Annotated in this window: 18 protein-coding genes and 1 pseudogene; all 19 read left to right on the top strand. The window is 35.2% G+C overall.

Going from position 1 to position 18,814, the window contains the following annotated elements; translation table 11 throughout:
- Nucleotides 1-248, top strand: a pseudogene (locus tag DXB52_RS12185) (hypothetical protein); the annotation flags it as partial.
- Between the two features lie 893 nt (nucleotides 249-1,141).
- On the top strand, nucleotides 1,142-1,510 hold the full coding sequence (locus DXB52_RS12180; protein WP_118107507.1) for a hypothetical protein: 369 nt from the start codon (nucleotides 1,142-1,144) through the stop codon (nucleotides 1,508-1,510).
- Nucleotides 1,511-1,523: 13 nt separating this feature from the next.
- Nucleotides 1,524-2,111, top strand: a complete 588-nt coding sequence (locus tag DXB52_RS12175) for a GNAT family N-acetyltransferase (protein ID WP_118107505.1) — start codon at nucleotides 1,524-1,526, stop codon at nucleotides 2,109-2,111.
- A 65-nt stretch (nucleotides 2,112-2,176) separates the two neighbouring features.
- The gene (locus DXB52_RS12170) at nucleotides 2,177-2,365 is read left to right on the top strand and encodes a hypothetical protein (protein WP_118107503.1); all 189 of its coding nucleotides are present in this window, start codon (nucleotides 2,177-2,179) and stop codon (nucleotides 2,363-2,365) included.
- A 66-nt stretch (nucleotides 2,366-2,431) separates the two neighbouring features.
- On the top strand, nucleotides 2,432-2,989 hold the full coding sequence (locus DXB52_RS12165) for a hypothetical protein (RefSeq protein WP_118107501.1): 558 nt from the start codon (nucleotides 2,432-2,434) through the stop codon (nucleotides 2,987-2,989).
- Between the two features lie 322 nt (nucleotides 2,990-3,311).
- Entirely contained in the window at nucleotides 3,312-5,363 is a 2,052-nt protein-coding gene (locus tag DXB52_RS12160; RefSeq protein WP_118107499.1) for a TerD family protein, read from the top strand.
- A 15-nt stretch (nucleotides 5,364-5,378) separates the two neighbouring features.
- On the top strand, nucleotides 5,379-6,671 hold the full coding sequence (gmk, locus tag DXB52_RS12155; RefSeq protein WP_207661760.1) for a guanylate kinase: 1,293 nt from the start codon (nucleotides 5,379-5,381) through the stop codon (nucleotides 6,669-6,671).
- 143 nt (nucleotides 6,672-6,814) lie between these two features.
- The gene (locus DXB52_RS12150; protein ID WP_147343371.1) at nucleotides 6,815-7,801 is read left to right on the top strand and encodes a hypothetical protein; all 987 of its coding nucleotides are present in this window, start codon (nucleotides 6,815-6,817) and stop codon (nucleotides 7,799-7,801) included.
- A gap of 71 nt (nucleotides 7,802-7,872) precedes the next feature.
- Nucleotides 7,873-8,139: a hypothetical protein gene (locus tag DXB52_RS16060; RefSeq protein WP_020436764.1), complete on the top strand. Its 267-nt coding sequence runs from the start codon at nucleotides 7,873-7,875 to the stop codon at nucleotides 8,137-8,139.
- 69 nt (nucleotides 8,140-8,208) lie between these two features.
- The gene (locus tag DXB52_RS12140) at nucleotides 8,209-11,052 is read left to right on the top strand and encodes an AAA family ATPase (RefSeq protein WP_118107495.1); all 2,844 of its coding nucleotides are present in this window, start codon (nucleotides 8,209-8,211) and stop codon (nucleotides 11,050-11,052) included.
- Nucleotides 11,053-11,110: 58 nt separating this feature from the next.
- Nucleotides 11,111-11,833, top strand: coding sequence for a metallophosphoesterase (locus DXB52_RS12135; protein ID WP_015527847.1), 723 nt, complete (start codon nucleotides 11,111-11,113; stop codon nucleotides 11,831-11,833).
- A gap of 20 nt (nucleotides 11,834-11,853) precedes the next feature.
- On the top strand, nucleotides 11,854-12,624 hold the full coding sequence (locus DXB52_RS12130) for an HD domain-containing protein (protein ID WP_472520129.1): 771 nt from the start codon (nucleotides 11,854-11,856) through the stop codon (nucleotides 12,622-12,624).
- A gap of 100 nt (nucleotides 12,625-12,724) precedes the next feature.
- Nucleotides 12,725-13,693, top strand: coding sequence for a metallophosphoesterase (locus DXB52_RS12125; protein WP_118107493.1), 969 nt, complete (start codon nucleotides 12,725-12,727; stop codon nucleotides 13,691-13,693).
- Nucleotides 13,694-14,398, top strand: a complete 705-nt coding sequence (locus DXB52_RS12120; protein WP_118107491.1) for a metallophosphoesterase family protein — start codon at nucleotides 13,694-13,696, stop codon at nucleotides 14,396-14,398. It begins immediately after the preceding gene.
- Nucleotides 14,399-14,652: 254 nt separating this feature from the next.
- Nucleotides 14,653-14,913 (top strand): metallophosphoesterase family protein, encoded by a 261-nt coding sequence (locus DXB52_RS12110; protein ID WP_118107489.1) that lies wholly within the window; start codon nucleotides 14,653-14,655, stop codon nucleotides 14,911-14,913.
- Nucleotides 14,914-15,063: 150 nt separating this feature from the next.
- Nucleotides 15,064-15,555, top strand: a complete 492-nt coding sequence (locus DXB52_RS12105) for a hypothetical protein (RefSeq protein ID WP_118107487.1) — start codon at nucleotides 15,064-15,066, stop codon at nucleotides 15,553-15,555.
- Entirely contained in the window at nucleotides 15,555-15,971 is a 417-nt protein-coding gene (locus DXB52_RS12100; protein WP_118107485.1) for a hypothetical protein, read from the top strand. Before DXB52_RS12105 ends, DXB52_RS12100 begins: the two co-directional genes overlap by 1 nt.
- A 35-nt stretch (nucleotides 15,972-16,006) precedes the next feature.
- Entirely contained in the window at nucleotides 16,007-17,062 is a 1,056-nt protein-coding gene (locus DXB52_RS12095; protein WP_118107483.1) for a hypothetical protein, read from the top strand.
- A gap of 47 nt (nucleotides 17,063-17,109) precedes the next feature.
- Nucleotides 17,110-18,741: a hypothetical protein gene (locus DXB52_RS12090; protein WP_118107480.1), complete on the top strand. Its 1,632-nt coding sequence runs from the start codon at nucleotides 17,110-17,112 to the stop codon at nucleotides 18,739-18,741.
- The last annotated feature ends 73 nt before the right edge of the window (nucleotides 18,742-18,814 follow it).

Here is an 18,814-nt window from a genome sequence, read left to right as displayed (position 1 = left end):
AAAATTTTTTTAAAAATTTTGTGAGAGATGTCTTAGATGGAGATATTGAGAAGTTAAGAGATTTTGATTTTACAGATTTAACAACATATGTTGGCGATATTATTGATTCAGATGCAGTGAATGATAATGTGCCTGAAGTGATTGATTATTATGGAAATAATTCACGTAAGATTTTCTGTGATATTTATATTGACGATAAAGCCTGTGTACCGGATGAATTTTGTGGAAAGTGTAGAAAAATCCAATAATAAACTCTGGTAGGAGCATAAAATAAACCTGAAAAGCATTAGATGTGCTGATTTATAGAATGTTCAAAACGATATAATCAGTCACAGATAAAAAGCTGATGCTGTTTATAAAATCATGAAGGGAGCAATTAGGTTGGAGAGATAACAAAAAAAAGGATTGAACTTTCAAATATGCCACGCCCATCACAACTCTATCGCCAGTAGAGATTGGGCGCATGGTCGTAAGAGGAATGAATGAGCAAATACAGAGGTTATTTCAAGAGGAGAACCTGTTAGAGTTCATCCGAGCGGAGACGCAAGGATGGTGTTAGTTGACACCAAGAGTTTTTTATTCGGTCATGGCACTTTGAAAATATCGTTGCAGACTGAAAATCATCTTAACGGATGGTTGAGTGTAGTAATACATTTGTGAACGATTTGTTGATGTTTCGATAGGCAGCCTCGATGCAGAGGAAGAACGGTTGATGCCTCACCCGAAAGGTGATGATTTTACACAGCCGAAACCGATAACACATCAAGCCGCATGGGCGCTGCTGCATGAACGCCCGGATATATGTGAAAAGCATATATGGAATCAAATCACAAGTGAGTAGCTAAAGGCAAGATATCGCAACGGCGACCAGACTTGTGGCTGGTGAAAGCTAGACAGGTCTACATCAGTAAGGATTCTGCCTGCAGCAGAGAAATCTATATGCAGGGTCCACAGAGTATAAGTCTTATCGACGGATAAGACAAGAGGGATACCTCGACAAGATATTCTGTGCTGACATTTGTAGCTGCAAAGGTATTTTTGAGGTCCTCGGGTGACCGAGGGTATATTTGAGAGTTCAATTTTAAAAGACGTTTCTGTTTTTAATTTTAGTTGGATTGGTGGAAGAGGAAGGTGAAAAGAATTGGAGCGAAAATTTAGTTCAGATTTAGAAATACCAAAATATCTCAAATGGAAAGAAAATGATATATCTAAAGCTAATAAGAAGTCAAAACACAAGCATCAATATGAAGAATGTCTAATTAGATATAAATGGAATTGGGATGAACACAAAATTCATACATCACTTAACAGCTATTGTACTATCTGTGGGAAGATCAATGATAAAATGAAAAATTCTATTGTAATAGATTATATGCAAAAAGTAGACACACCAGTGGGGAAACGCTATAGACAGATTTCAGAAGATATATTATATGACACATATCATGGAAGATTACCAGTATTTTTTGTAGAAGATATATGTAAAGATAAATATGTGAATTTAGGATAAATGGTGATTATTTATGAATACAGGAAGAGAAATCGAAACAAAAAGATTAAAATTATTACCAGGAGTCAATAAACGGGACTCCAAACCATTTTTGAAAATGCTACGAGAAGATGGTAATTTTCAAGAATTTTGCGGAGTAGAATTTTCGGAGAAAAACCTGTCTGAGTTTGCAGCGTATTTTGAAAGAACTGGGCATGAAGAATGTATCTATTCCATTTTCCAAAAAGATTCTATGGAGAAATTTATTGGTTATGTAGGCTTTCATCGTGAGCTGAATGGAGATTATGAAATAGAATTCTATATAGCTAAAAATTATAGGAGAAAAGGATATTGTGAAGAAGCTTGTAAAGCAGTAATAAAACAAATATTTGGAGAAGGACTATCGGTAGATCATAACCAGATCACGGTAGATAGATTGTATGCAACGACACTTGCAGAGAATACACCAGCAGTAGAATTGTTGAAAAAGATTGGATTTCACGGAGATAATCCAGAAGATGGACCGATTTTAGTAATGCAAGGATTTTTGGATGAAGATAAGGAAATTAATATATGTCCCGTTATTAAGATGATCTATGAAAAGAAATCAATGTGTACATAACATGAATAGCGTCAAAAGAGCTGTATTGCAAAGACTTCTCAAGATTGGGGCATGATACGGCCTGCATGACAGCAAGAGAAAATGATAAGGTATATAACAATGGTCAGCGATGTGGAGAATTTATTGATAAAAAAGAAGATGAATTCACAGAGATTTTACTGTTCTGGAAATCACAGGGGTGGTATGAGCGCACCAAAATAGATAGGATGCTAGATGACTTTGAAAAGTTTTATGCTGAGATTAAAGAAATATAAAATCTGTTTTTGGGACAATTCGTTGAATTTGATTTGAGATATATTAAAAATAATGGAGAAATAATTATGGGTACCAATGAAGTCTTTGCTATATCAAATAAGCCGGGAGAAGTAACGCTGAAAGGCTTTAATTATATAAAAGACAGGCTTCCTAATAATTTTGAGGTCTGCTTGATTGTTGAAAAAGATGGTCATCTAAGCGCTGGTTGTTGGGATACAGGGTTATGGAGTACTGATCACGGGAAAATACCTGGAAGTTTCAGACAAAGTCGAGGAGAAGTTTTAGAATTTGATAGTGTGTTGGCATGGTTACCGATAGAGAAAACTGAGATAGATATAAAAGAATTATGGTGGAATCCGGAATATCGTCTCATATCTATTATTTATGACAGTATTATGGTATTTGCAAAGGACACAGATAACTATTTAACAATGGAGTATTATGGTGGAGACAAAGGAAAAATCATTTTTCATATGGATGTACAAACTGGCAGTATTTTAGAAAGCGATAAAAATGGAAAAGATGAAATATATTATCTCCAATCAACGTTGAGAGCCTGGTACAACGATATGAGGGAAAAACTGTTGGCAGGCTATCAAAATGGAAAATTCTGGCAGGAGTAGAAGTGGAAACTTAAGGTAATGATGTACAATAGTTTTAATACTAAACGTTATATAAGAAACAGAAAAGGTTTTATCTTAAAAGCATAAGTAGAAAGAATTTGGCAGCTAATCGGATTTACTTCTTTGGGAGTTTGTTGTCGTGGGTTCGACTCCCACCAGAACTTTAAAAGTTCTGTAGCTCAGTTGGTAGAGCACAGATTTAATCCGATAATATCGCCAAAAGGATGCCGACAGCTATTGTTACTTACTTCAAATTAGGTGTATTTGAGTGGCAAGATCAGTCGGCATTGATTAAAGTATAGTAGTAGAAAGAGGTGCGGGCATGAAAGAAATATACAAAGACTATTTGTTTGAAAAGCATATTCTTGTCAGTGATGGAGAGACAGAAGAAAAGCATGTTTTTGAAACCTTGTTTGCAATGGCACATTTCTTTGGCGTAAAAATTACAAAGGGTAGGGAGCTTGTACATTGCGGAATGGTAAAAGAACTATCAAAAAGATTTGGAGAAAATGTTCCGAAACCGTTTTATAGAGGATTCCCTCAGAGTGTCCGAAATCTTTCTACAGAGGAATTATTATTTGATCAGCTTGCACATTATTTTAATGCGTACGGGCTTGGCAATTTTGAAGAGCCGGGGCAGTCTATGTTTGAAAAAGATTTTGAACGTGTGGCTTTTCAGGAAGAGACAGAAGTACAGGAATTTGTGATACAAACGGAAGAAGAAGCAGAAGAAACGGTACGAGTGATTGTGAAGGATTTATTGTCAGGTTCGCGACCATTGAGTGAGAGGCAGTATACGCTTGTACTTACATTTATTCGTGACCATCTTGAAAATATTCCGGATATTGTATCAAAGAATACCTGTGTAAGACTTTTAATTGACACGAAAAATCTTTCACTGGTAGACAGTTTGAATCTGTCGGATGTTATGAAAATAGTAGATGAATTAAACTATCGGTATTATCACAATGATAATCCGAAAAAACTGAATTTAAAAAATCAGGATAGAAAATTCTTAACGGCACTATTGGACAGAATGTTTCGAGGTGACAGGTGCGATATTTGTACATGTTATGAAAAGAAGCAGTTATGGAATGGGTTCTTACATCATATTCATTATCAGCCGAAAAACGAAGAGGCGGAAATATTTGTACATGCCATGAGAACGAAAGGCAATGAGTCTGTATACAGTGAGTTTGAAAAGCTGATGCAGGAAAACAGATGTCAGCAAGCAGCAGAATTATTGCGGGAAAAGAAAGGAACATCTGCATTGCTTCGAAATATGGATTACATTATCAGCCGTATGGATCGAGAAGATGAGCAAACATTCCTTTCGGAATTCCCAGAGGATTGCAGTACGTTGATTTTGCTACAATTATTGTTTAGATATGAAGGAGTGAAGAGAAAGAACGGACGTATTTTCAAGTTTACACAGCATAATCTCATGAAGGTTCATTATGAAACACCAGAGGAGAGTGAGAAATGTCAAAGCAGGCTTACGGAAGAGCAGGTAAAAGAAGTTGGTAAAATGATTCGTTCAAAACTTTCTGAGAAACTTAGAAATCGACTATTGGGAAAGGTATATATTGAACCTTCCATGAAAAATTATACACTTCCATTAGCAGAAAATACTTTGCAAGGAGGATTGGGTGTTCTTTCTAAAGGAAGCAGGATTCCAATAGACGAGGGAAAAAAGCTAAGGGCATTTACCTATTGGGAGAAGGTGAACGATATTGATCTTTCGGTATTTGCACTTACGGAAGATGGTAATCGGAGAGAATTTTCCTGGAGAACAATGTCGAGACACCAGTCAGGAGCAATTACCTATTCGGGTGATCAAACAAGCGGTTACCTGGGAGGTTCTGAATACTTTGATATCAACCTTCCGGAATTCAAGGCACAGTATTCTGAATATCGATATTTGATTTTTTGCGATAACGTTTATTCTGGGAAAAACTTTAATAAATGTTTTTGTAAAGCGGGGTATATGCTGAGAGATTGGGATGATAGTGGACAAGTATATGAACCTAAGACAGTAAAATCGGCATATCTTGTGAATTGTGAGAGTACCTTTGCATATCTGTTTGGAATCGATCTTTTCACGAATGAATTTGTCTGGCTTAATGTAGCAAAAAATAGTAAATCAAGGGTGGCTGGAGATACAAATCTTTCATTCTTGACAGATTATTTTCATCTTACAGATGTCATGAATATGTATGATTTCTTTTCTATGATGGCAGAAAAAATTGTTGAAGATCCTATGGAAGCAGATGTGGTGGTAACAGATCACGAAGTAAAATGTACTGAAGAAGCCCAGATAATAAGAGAATATGATTTCGAAAAAATCCGAATGTTAATGGAAGATGCAAAATAACTGCGGAGGATGAGTATGAAATTTGAAGATAGAGTACAGTTAAAATTATCAGATTTGACAGAAGAATTATTTGAGAAAATTGTTGCCTATGGGTTTTATGCGCCATCTGGAATGGGTGGACCAGGGTGCGTGATTATGATTGCTGAAGATGGTAGATCTTATCAATTTTACGGACCTGAGTTAAATAATCTTAACTATCATAGAGAATGGGCTTCTTTATTTCCAGTGTTAAATCAGTGTGATACAAGACAATGGAAGTTAGCAGAAAATGTGTCATGTACAAAGTTATTTGTGCGAAATGATATTTATGATTTGTTCATGGAAAATCTTCCAACTCTGGAGAAGATGATTTATTATCGATGGGAAGACTCTTGCATAAAAGCTACGTTACTTTTACATGCCAGGACAGAGGATGAAATAGAAAAAATCAATTGGAGATATGAACTGCGTACACCTCTTTTTGAAAAAGATGATTTGGTGGAGTTTTATTTCGATAATGGAAAGAAAAAGACAAAATGCAAAGGCGTTATTGTAGGAACAGATATTTACAGGATACATGGGAAAATTGAAACAATTGAATATGACATTTTGGTGGAGGATTATGAAACCTATAGAAAAAAGTGTTTATATAAACATATTGATGAGAAGCATATAAAAGCCACACCGGGAAAATTATTGATTATTTCTGGATTTTCAGGAGTTGGAAAAGGGACTGTTATACAACAATTATTAACAGAATATCCTGAAAAGTATGTCGTATCTGTATCAGCTACAACAAGAAAGCCAAGGAAAGGTGAAGTGGATGGAAAATCTTATTATTTTAAGAAGCGAGAAGAATTCGAAGATTTGATAAACAAGAATGAATTTCTTGAATTTGCTGAGTATGCCGGAGAATATTATGGAACACTTAAAAAGGATGTTTACAAGAATTATTTTAAGGGAAAAAATGTAATAATTGAGATTGATTCGCAGGGAGCGAGACAGATTAGAGAAAAACAAAAAATTCAGTCGGTATTTTTGATTCCACCATCATTTGAAGAATTATTACATCGATTAAAAAATAGAGGTACTGAGAGCAAAGAATCCATTCACAGAAGGTTAAAGCAGGCATTGGATGAAATAGAACATATTGAAGAATATGGAGTTCTCCTTGTAAATGATAGTGTAGAAGGTACGGCTTTTGTGATCGATGCTCTTTTTCATCTGGGTTTAAAAAATGCCAGTGGGATGAATGAACGAGAGCTGAAGATAGCAAGAGAGATTCGGGAAGGGATTATAAAATATTTGTCTGACGAGGAAGATGAATAATTAAAAGAGGATAGCTTTAGGGAAGTAAAACGTGAAAAATTTGAGAGTTGATAAAGAGATATATTTGCGACTTTTTTAGATTCACTAGAACGGGAATTGTGTATGGAGGAAGTAAGATGTTTGAGATAGTCCCATCCCAATGGATGAAAAAATGTTTTGAAGAAATTGATTTTGCATTTACAGATTTTCAGAAGGCTACCTTAATCTGGAATGCACCAGGCAGACTCAGGCAGGAAATTTTTGATGCCTTGGAGGAGTTGGCGGAAGATACGAGAGATGAAACTCTAGGAAGACAAATTAACGAACGGCTGAATTATGAAAAAAAGATATTTGAAACATTTATCCATAATCAGTCCGGAAAATATGTCTATGTTGTCGAAAATCTGGAATATGAAAATGGTGGATTTTTCTCTGATTATAATAGAGCTTTAAAATATGCAAAAAAATATATGCAGATATATGAATTGAAATGTCGGATAAGTAAGCAGATGATTGTAGATACAGATGCAGACGAAATTGTACGCAATCCGTTGCGAGGAAATCCAAATCTAGGTTTTGAGACGGAAGAATACTGCGCATATGACGGTACTGCGGTAGCATCTGTTACTTTAAATATGAGTGGAGAAATAGAACAATTCAATTCTTACGAGCTTCCAGAAGATGAAAAAATTGTAGATAGCTATCAAGTGGAACGATTCGAATATCATTTTATAAAAATGCCTTGTCCATTACAAGCTGGTACGACGGTAAAAGATATAAGGAATGGTTCATATTATGTTCTGGCAGGGGGAGAAGCGGATTGGAATCGGTATCTGAATCGTATAGAAGAGAAAAATTGGTATGTTGATTTTTCAGATATACAGATGATTTGTTATAAACTAACAGAATCAGGAATCTGGTCACATGAACATATTAATCCATTGTATCTTGAAGTGGAATTTCCAACATATATAGAAGATGATCCAAAAAGACAGGCTTTGAGATATGCAACGGAAGCGTTGGGAGCTTATTTGAGTCATAAAAGTAACGGAAAAGAATTTTGCCCAGACTTGGTTCTGAAATATGCCAGAAAATATGCTGAAGTATGTCGGAAAAAAAGCTTATCAGAAAATATGCTGGAAGAAGCTTAAAAAGCCAGAAGATATTATGTTGTAGACGTCGGGATAAAAAGAAAATTTATCGAATATGGAGACGGTATATTATGAGTCGAAGCTATAAACATACACCAGTTTATAAAGGGGATAAAGATCGATTTGCTAAAAAGCTGGCAAATAGAAGAATTCGTCGAAGATCAAAATTGAACCCTAATGATGGTCAGAGTGGAAAATCAAACCATTATCGGAAAGAAAATGAATCGTGGGATATATGTGATTACCGCTATTGGGGAGAGCCTATCTGGAGAGAAGAATCTTGTCTTAATCTTAGAGATTATCCGGAACTGTGGCAAAAATGTTATAGGAGAAAATAAGAAAATGCATTATGGCATTAGTGATATTCATAATGATTATCAAAAGTTTTTTTTACGGAGGAAAAGTGTATGAGATATTATGGTTTTGAATTGGGTACAAATGTAGAGGAGATTAAGGAGAATGCAAAAATCGAACTCCAACACTATGGTTACGACAATGTACTCGAATCTATCAACTCGTATATGTATCAGAATATGAAAAATAACAGGACGTTTTTAGTGTATCGGGAAGAGGACAATCTGATTTCTGCAATCTTTTCTTTCGATGAACAGAAGCTAAGTTTTCAAAATGTATATGATGGTATTCTTGAAATGTTGCGAGATACATTTGGAATAAAGCAGGTAAAAGTAGAGCCATTTGAGATAACGATGCATCAGTTCATGGAATGTTTTCTTGAATGTAAAAGAAGAAGATGTTTTGATTATTCTAATCGGATCATAGAATCGTCAAATTTATGGATCTATTATTATTCTTGTATGAATGATACAAGACCATTTCCTTATGATTTTAAGGAGCGTATTATTTCTGAACAGGAGTGTGAGATCTGCAGTATCTACCATCAGGATTTTGTGGAGGAACTGAGAAATATAAAGGCGCATGCAAATCTATCTGAATACAGTGGAAATTTGGTTCATTATGTGATATCCAGTCGTAGCGTTGAAGCAGCAGGTGAAATGACAGAAGTACTTGTTCAGAACTTACGCAAAGCGAATCGAATCAACAGCAGAAGAATGGAAATCGTCAGTGAAATAGAACCTAATCTGTTTAGGAAAAATAACCATCTTGAAGAAATTATCGAAAACAGTTATGGCGGAGTGATTGTCTTAGATTTATCTGAAAAGTTTGGGTGTGATCCGGTTGATTATGTAATGGCAAGTCAATATCTGGAGAAACTTATAAAGAAGTATCGGAACCAATGCCTGTTTGTATTTACATATGATATGGATCATCCGGGATTTGCCTATTATCTCTTGCCACAGTTAAAAAGATATATGATGACGATTATGTTAAGAGAAGGAACAGGGGATAGAAAAGCAGCGGTCGATTATATGCAGCGGTTGATTGAAAAATCCGAATATTCAAAATATGCAGGACAGGCACAGGAGTTCATGGCATTATTTCCCGGAAATGAATTTTCACAGACAGATGTACTGCGAGCTTATGAGCAGTTTGAAGCATGGTGTCTGAATAAAAATGTATTGAAAGCATATGATTATAATCTTTCGGAAGATTTCTTGTTGGACAGAGATGAAAATGAAGTATCCGCTTATGAAAAGTTAAATAACATGATTGGCCTGAAAATTGTAAAAGAGCAGATTGATAAGATTATTACGGCAGATATTGTTGAGAAAGAACGAAAAAAACGAAAAGGAAATGATTATCATACCAGTTCGATGCATATGATTTTTGGCGGGAATCCTGGAAGTGCAAAAACTACAGTTGCAAAACTGTTTGCAGGAATTACAAAAGAAAAAGGCATTTTAAAAAGTGGTGCATTTGTTGAACGTGGAGGAATGGATTTAGATGGCATGGGATGCGTAAGTGCCATACGAGAAGCTTTTATAGCAGCTAAAGGCGGTGTTTTATTCATAGATGAAGCATACGCTATGAAGAGTGACACAGCTATTACAGTGCTGCTTCAGGAAATGGAAAATCAAAGGGAAGATGTAATTGTTATTCTTGCAGGATACAATGAAAGAATGAAAGCATTCATGAAGAGGAATGAAGGGTTGAAAAGCCGAATCCCATATTGGATTGATTTTCCGGATTATACGGCAGAGGAACTTACAGATATTTTTAAGCTGATGATCCATGAAAAAGGATTCTGTGTGACAGATGACGCAATCAAAGAGGCGCATTATATCTTTGAAAAAGTTAGAAATATCGATGATTTTGGGAATGGAAGATATGTCCGTAATCTGATGGAACGTGCGGTTAGACAGCAATCCGTAAGATTACTTTCACAAAGAAGAAATCTGGGTGATATTCAAAAGGATGAACTCTTTCAGATTACGAAAGAGGATATCCAGATGCTTGGAGAGGGAGAAAAGAAGGAAAGAGAATCAGGAACAGCCAGAAAAGAATTAGACGAAATGGTGGGATTAGCTTCTGTTAAAACAGTAATCCATAAAGCGATTGCCAAACATAAGATAAACAAGCTTTGTATGGAGAAAGGTCTTCAAAGGGATAACGCTTCTTTACACATGGTCTTTACAGGAAATCCGGGAACAGCAAAGACTACTGTAGCCAGATTGTTTGCAGAGATTATGAAAGATGAGAAAATATTATCAACAGGTGTGTTTGTAGAGGCAGGGCGTGCAGATCTTGTAGGTGAACATGTAGGCGCTACGGCACCGTTAGTTAAGAAAAAGTTTAAAGAAGCACAAGGAGGAGTACTTTTTATTGATGAGGCTTATTCACTGTGTGACGGCTATGACAATGGATTTGGCGATGAGGCAATCAATACGATCGTTCAGGAGATGGAAAATCATAGGGATAATGTGATTGTAATCTTTGCCGGTTATCCGGAACCAATGAAGGCATTTCTTGACAGGAATCCAGGGATGCGTTCCAGAATTGCATTTAGCGTAGAATTTGATGATTACACTGTTGAGGAACTTTGTGAGATTACAAAATTGATGCTTTCAAGAAAACAAATGACAATCACAGAGGCAGGAATGAAAAAGTTAAAAAAGAATTTCGAGAGCGTAAAAGAAAGCAGAGACTATGGAAATGGAAGATTTGCTAGAAAAATGTTGGAAGAGGCAGAGATGAATCTGGCAGAAAGAATATGTCAGATGGACGAAACAGAAATTACAACAGAAGTGCTGACTACCATTGAGGAAAGCGATATTCCAGAGATTCCGACGGAAATGAAAAGACAGATAAAGAAGATTGGATTTGCATGTTAGGTGATACCGGAAGCGGAAAAATTTAGAGTGCGCTAGGGTGTTTTGGGAACGAAAGGGGATGATTGACATAGCTACTTATGTTGTTTCAGATATTCATGGAGAATATGAACTGTTTATTAGACTGTTAGAAGAAATCCACTTGAAAGAGACGGATACATTATATGTTCTCGGAGATATTCTGGACAAAGGTCCGCATCCGATTCAGATTATTCTGAAGCTTATGGAAATGCCAAATGTGATATGTCTGACAGGAAATCATGAGCTTATGGCGTTAGAGTGTCTGGAATTCTTAATGCAGGAAATTACAGAGATTTCTATCGAAAAAGTCGATGAAAAAATGTTGGAGAATCTTATGACCTGGCAGTACAATGGCAGCAAGTCAACCATTGATGAGTTTCGGACATTGAGCCGGGAAATGCAATATGAAGTGATTGATTTTATAAAAGACTTTATGATTTACGAAGAACTGACAGTTAATGGAAAAAACTATTTATTAGTTCACGGAGGACTTGGAAATTACTATCCGGGAAAAGATATTGAAGAATATTCCTTAAAAGAATTGATATGGGACAGGGCTGAGTATGATATCCAATATTTTGAAGATACCTATGTGGTGACAGGACATACACCGACACAGGGAATTCTGGGAAATCCTAAACCAGGTTATATATATAAAGCAAATCACCATATTGCAATTGATTGTGGCTGTAATCGCAGAAATGGACGTTTGGCTGCAGTTTGTCTGGATACTGGTCGGGAATATTATGTTGAAAAATCTTGAAAATAAGGTGGGAAAACGAAATGATTGATTTACAATATGCGAAGAAAGCTTTTGAAAACTATTTGAATGATTATGACCAAAAAAATGAAAAGATAAAGTTGAAGATTGTGCATACTTATGGAGTGATGGAATGCAGTAAAAAAATTACAGAAGATATGAAACTGTCCGCAGAAGATTGTGAGCTCGCTCAGATTATTGGATTGTTACATGATATTGGAAGATTTGAACAATTGAAATGTTACAACAGTTTTGAACCGGGAACGATGGATCATGCAGCATTCGGTGTGAGAATTTTATTTGAGGAGAGACTGATTCGGCGTTTTGTCGAAGAAAATAAGTGGGATGAAATTATAAAAACAGCAATAGGACATCATAGTGATTACTGCTTAAAAGGAATTACGAATGAGCGAGAGTTGATGCATGCTCAAATCATACGTGATGCAGATAAACTTGACAATTGCAGAGTGAAACTCGAAACAGCAATTGAAACTCTTCTGGGAGTTACGGCAGAACAGGTAGGAATGTCGGAAATTACGCCAGAAGTTATGCAACAATTCAAAAATCATAAATCAGTTCTATTAGAGACAAGAAAGACAAAGATGGATTACTGGATATCCTATCTTGCATATTTTTATGATATAAATTTTAAAGCGACATATGAAAGTATAAGAGATAACCATTATGTGGATAAAATTATAGGAAGGATTCCGTATACAAATCCAAAATACTGGAAAACAGATGGAACAAATAAGAAACGAAATGAATCTATATATTCAAAACGCTATAAATGAGAATGGAAATTACAGATAAATATAATTGAGATTTTGAAGGCAATTTACAATTTTCAGCATAGTGAACAGAAGATGAATAATATATGTAAGGTGGTAGGAAATGGGTTACTACATAACAGGAGATTGTCACGCACATTTTGATAAGTTAATCTGGTTGGCGAGATTTAATAAAAAACTTGGAAAAGAGGATGTAATTATATTATTGGGAGATGTCGGATTGAATTATTTTGGAGCTGACAAGGATCGTGAGAATAAAAAAATACTTGCGGATTTTCCTAATTATTTTCTGTGCGTGCATGGGAATCATGAGGAAAGACCTTATCATATACAAACTTACAGAATGAAAATCTGGCATGGCGGAGAGGTATATTATGAGCCGGAATTTCCGAATATAGTATTTGCAAAAGATGGAGAAATTTATGATTTTGATGGGAAAAAGGCGATTGCAATCGGTGGCGCATACAGTCGCGATAAAGAATACCGACTTTTAACAGGCCTTCCATGGTTCCAGGACGAACAACCAGATGACAAAGAAAAAAGTCAAGTAGAAAATAGATTGAATGAAGTAGATTGGAAAGTGGATTATGTGTTTTCTCATACATGTCCGTTAGTATATAGACCGAATCGGCGGAATGAAGAATGTCAAGAGAAGATAGATCTGTCGACAGAGGAATGGATGGATAAAATTGCAAAGAAATTAGATTATTCGCAATGGTATTTCGGACATTACCATGACAATATTCAATATATGGATGCTCAACTACTGTATGAAGAAATCAAAGAGTTAGGAGAACCAGATTCTGTTCAGAAAGTAGGAAGACCAAGGTACAGAGTAGGAGAAACGGTGTATTTTACCTATGGAAAAGAAGACGCAAGGGAAGGCTACGGAACTGTTGAATGGGTTGATGATTATGGAACATTGGGACAAGAAAAAGAAGTTTCTTATGATATTGTGGGAATTCCATGTGAATTACCGAGAGAGAAAACGTTGTTTAAGCATATAAGAGAATCTAAAATACAGAGTATTGATGAGATGGAAATTGTGAAAATTGAGAGGGAGGAAGGATAGGTGCATTTTTATATTACAGGTGATACACATCGGAGCTTTGATCGTATTGAAGATTTTTGCTATGAATATGAAACTACAACAGAGGATGTGATGATTATCTTAGGGGATGCAGGAATTAATTATTGGCTGGATCTGTCCGATAAAGAATTAAAGGGACAGTTATCTGGAATGAATATTACATTTTTCTGTGTTCACGGGAATCATGAAGCACGACCATGGGAGGCGGAAGATTACGAAGAAAAAATATGGAATGAAGGAATTGTGTATGTGGAAGAACAGTATCCCAATATTTTATTTGCTAAGGATGGAGAAATTTATAATTTCAATGGGAAAAAAGTGATGCCGATCGGTGGAGCATATAGTATTGATAAATATTATAGGATACGCAATGGTCTGCCATGGTTTGAGACGGAACAGCCAGATGAAATGATAAAAGAATATGTGGAACAGCAGTTAGATAAAGCTAAGTGGAATGTGGATATTGTACTATCGCATACAGTACCGATTAAAGCGGAACCCGTGTGGGCATTTATTCAAGGGATTGATCAATCAGTAGTGGACAAGTCAACGGAAAAATGGCTACAGAAGATTTATGACAAGTTAGATTTTACAGAGTGGTATGCGGGACATTACCATGTAGAAAGTGAGGAGTGTGGAATACGAATTATGTATGAAAATTATGATGAAATTTGTGCTGAAGAGTAAAAGGAGACTGGCTTGCTGATTTGAAAAATATAAGTTTATAGATGAAGGATTTTTTTTGAAATGATACATCTCAGCAGTTTTAAATTAAGTGACAGGAATGTTAAAAATCCCAATATATATCCATATAACGTGTTTCATCGAAAAGACATGGATCCGTTCGTATTTGCACCAATCACCGTGTTATATGGAAATAATGGTTTTGAAAAATCTTCTGAAATAGGATTGCAGCGATAATTTTTCTTAGAGAGGACGAAATGAATTTAAAGGTCGTTAATAAAAAGGTGTTTGTTGTTTCTGATATACATAATGATGCTGATAGATTTAAATTGTTATTGGAAAAAATTGATTTTGCGGAAGATGATATATTGATTCTGGCGGGAGATATTTTTGATCGCGGGAATCAGTCGATTGAATTGTATTTTGAAATCTTAAAACATCCTAATATTCAAGTGATTCAAGGAAATCACGATGTCTGGCTGGCAAGAGAAATTATGGAAAAGAGTATTGATTACTAATGGCATTGAGAGAGCTGAATACGCTTCCAGAACACCTGCAGTTGAGGCGATACTTTTCAGGGATCACATTAAATCTTATTAAATTGGACATTGCACTGTCCAGCTATATGGAAAAAGAGTAGTAATATGTTTATTTAGGGAGGAAATCAAATGAAAAAATCAAGAATTATTAGGATGCTGTCAGAAGTGATTGAAGATAAGCAAACGGGAAAACAATTCTGGTTTGATCTTGATTTATATAAACATGAGCGAGACTGGCCAAAACCATTAAGTACGAAAGATATTTGTACAAAAATGGAATTAAATACAACGTATGAATTTAGAAGTGAAGAGGCTTTGATGAAAAGAATTAAACGATTCAATAATTATGTTGATGATTGTAAAAGTGGAGTCATGGGAGACATTAGTTTCATAAAAAGTCTGGGATTAGCATTAGCTGGTGACGAGATGAAATTTTTAATACCGATTTCAATAGAATCATTTGAGCAAATTGTGAATTCTCTAAAAATTCAAACCAATATTGAAGGTACGAATGAAATTTATAATCAATTAAACAAGGTACTCTATTTATTGGAAATTAGTTGCTACTTTAATTATATCCTAGTACAAAAGAGGACGGAGAAGGGTATTTTAACAAGTTGATGATGGAAATTAGACAGGATGTAGATAAAACATTTGTCAATAAACCAATTATAAGAAAAAGACTTTATGAACTTGTTGATGAAGTGGATTTTATTATTAATAGCTGTGAGGTTCCGGGAGTACCAGACAATTGGCTAAAGCTGAATCCTAATATAAAGTATTTTGACAGTGTTTTTGATATCATTGAAGAAAATCCAGAATTATATAAGTCCATCAAAAATGAACATCTTAGAGGAAACCCAATTCAGTTCAACTTTTTCCCTTCAAAACAAGAAATTGCAGAAAGACAGAAGTACTTTAAAGAGAAAAGACAAAAGTATCCTACAAGAACAATTGACAGATTTTATCAGGATGAATTAGTCGAAACGCTTAATAAGCGTTTTAATCAATGCCTGGAAAAGATAGCAAATATATAGAGTTTACGAAATGGAGAAATAGAGGGAGGGGTACAATGGGAGAGTTCAAATTTAAAGATACGGTAGAAAATTTGAAAACAAATTTGTTGGATAATCTTGGACGTTGGGTGCCGACTGCGATAGCAGCAAATGGCATTATTAATGGGATTATTGCATATATTTTGTTTATTACCAGAGGCGGTTATACAAAACAGATTCAATTAGTAAAGGAATATGGTCTTTTTGGAGCATATGATGAAAAGTTCACAACAGGAACGTCGCAAATGATTTTTAAAGGCGTTGCGGGAAAAATTCTTTTGATATTATTAGTGATAGATTTAATCATTTTGTTGATTCAGTATTTTGAGGAAACAGGCATAGTACGGAAAGTATTAATGATAATTGATCTTGTTGTGACAGGTGCAGTGAGTCTTTTTTTTGACAGAACAGTGGCGGAATATGTAACATTTCAATTAATAAAAAATACAGGAATAGACATTAGTGATGTAGAAATGGTTGTTGCAGGCGTTTGGATGGGAGGTATTGCATTATTTATCATTCTAATGGTTATTACAGAAGAATGTAGAGGAATATTTGGATATACGGCAACTGCATTACTGGTAGCATTGATAGTAATGCCATTATTAATTTTATTCTTGGAAAATGTAATTCCGATTGCGACTGGGATAATTGCTATCGCGATTATAGCAATTATAGCAATTATAGCAATAGCAACGCTTGGAGAGTCGGTAGGAGGAGGTACACAAAGCACATCAAGTGGAAGTGCAGGAAGTAACACTGGTACATATTCACAAAAAAAATACGATCATGTAAAGGGGAATACTATGAGTACAATGAATAATCAGAAAGATAACAGACCAGCCTATGAAACAGACACGAATCCAAATCATCACTATATTGTAGATTATAGAAGTTTTGGAGGAATTAAGTTATTTAAGGTGCATGATTCTATAGGCGATTATATTATGTTGGATAATTCTATAACAAGTAGAAAAATTTGTAACTTGAAAGAGGCAGAAAGTGGGAAACATAAGTTTTACAGGAGAGAAAATGGAAAGGAAATAAATATAGCAGAAATTCCGTGGAAATAAAGTGTCAGGATGAGGAGAGTAGGGGAATGTAATTGGGAGGATAAATTGTGAAGAAACGGAACAAGAGAATATTTTGGGTTGTTGTATTACTGGTTTTAGTTTCGGTTTCGACATTGTCAGTGCTGGGGTATAAGAAATCACATAATAATAAAGACAAAGATGAAAATAATGTTGTAAAGGACAATGTAAAAATTATTACAGAAGAAAGTGATAAGCAACCGATATTAGTAGAAGATGATAAAATAACTTTTGACTCGAATCCAAGATACAAAAAAGGAGATGTCATTGTTTCAGGAATTACAAGTTCAGCACCAAATGGTTTTATACGAAATGTTACTGGAGTACAGAAAACAAAAGGAAAATACATTATACAAACAGAACCTGCTGTATTGACGGATGTATTTGAAAAAGCTCATATTTATAAACGAATAGAATTAGCAGAATCTCAAAATGAATCTGAGAGCTATCATATTAAAAATATGAATGCTGTTACAAATGAATTGCAGTCATCGAATATTTTGTGCAAAACAGAAGATGAGGATAATGGCACGGATTATATGTTTGGAAAAAGTTTTGAGGAAAAGGAAGATCCAGTCAGTCTGTCTGGAGAAGCCGGAACAAGTGCATGGGTTGAAGTGAGTATAGATATAGTTCACGGGGATATAAAATGTGGAATTGCAATTCGAACAAAAGAAGGGGCTAAAGCCTCTTTAGAGTGTAGTGCCAGCTATTCAAAAGAATTAGAAAAGCAATTATTAACAAAAAAATTGCCTGATTATCAATTTATAGTTGCAGGAATACCGATTGTTGTAACGAATGAACTTGAGATTTATACAGAAGCGGAAATAAATTTGGAAGGAAATATAGGCGTTTCATATGAGTTGACAGCAGAAACAACGCAAGGATTTAATTATAATAGTAAGACAGGAAAAGTGGAAGAGATAAATCAAGTAACTTGTGAATCGGATGGATTACAGTGGAATACAATTTCTATTTCAGGAGATACATCAATGGGTTCATCGGTTCATTTGATTACAAAATTATATGATGCTTCAGGAATGGATATGTCTTTAAAAATTGCAGGAAAAGCAGAAGGTGAAGCAAAAGTTACCACTAATAAAGAATTAGATGGATATGCCGGTAGCCTGGATTTATCGATTGTTCCGGAAATAAAAGGAGAAATAGTAGTTGATACACCTGTGTTTGATAAAAATCTTCTAAAACAGCCATTATTTGAAGCAGCATTAAAACCGTTGTGGGAAAAGCACTGGGAATCAAGTGTAAATTGGCAGGATGATTTACAATGGAAAGAAAATGATAAAAATGAAGAATCACAAGAAACGACAAAAGTATCGTATTCCAATGAATACTTTGAAGTGATAGTTCCAGAAAGCTGGGAAGGTGAGTGGACGGTAACAGAGGAAGACAATACAATGAACGGAATCAAGAGTACACTTTATCGCTTTTCTCATGATCCGGCAGATGGGGAAGAGGGTGGTGCAGCGGATGTGTATGTGCTTGATATGAGTGATACAAGTATACCTTTAAGCCATTACAGCAGAATGCTTCCATCAGCCGGTTGCGAAGAGGTTGGTCTTACATCGTTTGGCTATAATGATGTATTTAAATGGAAGTTGCAAATGGATTTTTCTATGAAAATGGAGCAACAATTACTTTAAAGTAAGTTTATTCATACGGATCGTTAGTCTTATCATTATGAGTTAGAAAACAGTAAATATCTAGTTCCCCAAA

This window comes from Ruminococcus sp. OM04-4AA, assembly GCF_003462585.1.
Lineage (GTDB): Bacteria > Bacillota > Clostridia > Lachnospirales > Lachnospiraceae > Mediterraneibacter > Mediterraneibacter faecis.
The sequence above is the reverse complement of the archived record's forward strand: the minus strand, read 5'-3'. Positions and strand labels throughout refer to the sequence as shown.

Excerpts from the sequence above, each read along its gene's own strand:
- gmk (WP_207661760.1), top strand. The coding sequence starts at position 5,379 with ATGAAATTTGAAGATAGAGTACAGTTAAAATTATCAGATTTGACAGAA.
- DXB52_RS12095 (WP_118107483.1), top strand. The coding sequence starts at position 16,007 with ATGGGAGAGTTCAAATTTAAAGATACGGTAGAAAATTTGAAAACAAAT.
- DXB52_RS12150 (WP_147343371.1), top strand. The coding sequence starts at position 6,815 with ATGAAAAAATGTTTTGAAGAAATTGATTTTGCATTTACAGATTTTCAG.
- DXB52_RS12160 (WP_118107499.1), top strand. The coding sequence starts at position 3,312 with ATGAAAGAAATATACAAAGACTATTTGTTTGAAAAGCATATTCTTGTC.
- DXB52_RS12100 (WP_118107485.1), top strand. The coding sequence starts at position 15,555 with ATGATGGAAATTAGACAGGATGTAGATAAAACATTTGTCAATAAACCA.
- DXB52_RS12135 (WP_015527847.1), top strand. The coding sequence starts at position 11,111 with ATGATTGACATAGCTACTTATGTTGTTTCAGATATTCATGGAGAATAT.
- DXB52_RS12105 (WP_118107487.1), top strand. The coding sequence starts at position 15,064 with ATGAAAAAATCAAGAATTATTAGGATGCTGTCAGAAGTGATTGAAGAT.
- DXB52_RS12110 (WP_118107489.1), top strand. The coding sequence starts at position 14,653 with ATGAATTTAAAGGTCGTTAATAAAAAGGTGTTTGTTGTTTCTGATATA.
- DXB52_RS12165 (WP_118107501.1), top strand. The coding sequence starts at position 2,432 with ATGGGTACCAATGAAGTCTTTGCTATATCAAATAAGCCGGGAGAAGTA.
- DXB52_RS12140 (WP_118107495.1), top strand. The coding sequence starts at position 8,209 with ATGAGATATTATGGTTTTGAATTGGGTACAAATGTAGAGGAGATTAAG.
- DXB52_RS12130 (WP_472520129.1), top strand. The coding sequence starts at position 11,854 with ATGATTGATTTACAATATGCGAAGAAAGCTTTTGAAAACTATTTGAAT.
- DXB52_RS16060 (WP_020436764.1), top strand. The coding sequence starts at position 7,873 with ATGAGTCGAAGCTATAAACATACACCAGTTTATAAAGGGGATAAAGAT.
- DXB52_RS12125 (WP_118107493.1), top strand. The coding sequence starts at position 12,725 with ATGGGTTACTACATAACAGGAGATTGTCACGCACATTTTGATAAGTTA.
- DXB52_RS12170 (WP_118107503.1), top strand. The coding sequence starts at position 2,177 with ATGACAGCAAGAGAAAATGATAAGGTATATAACAATGGTCAGCGATGT.
- DXB52_RS12175 (WP_118107505.1), top strand. The coding sequence starts at position 1,524 with ATGAATACAGGAAGAGAAATCGAAACAAAAAGATTAAAATTATTACCA.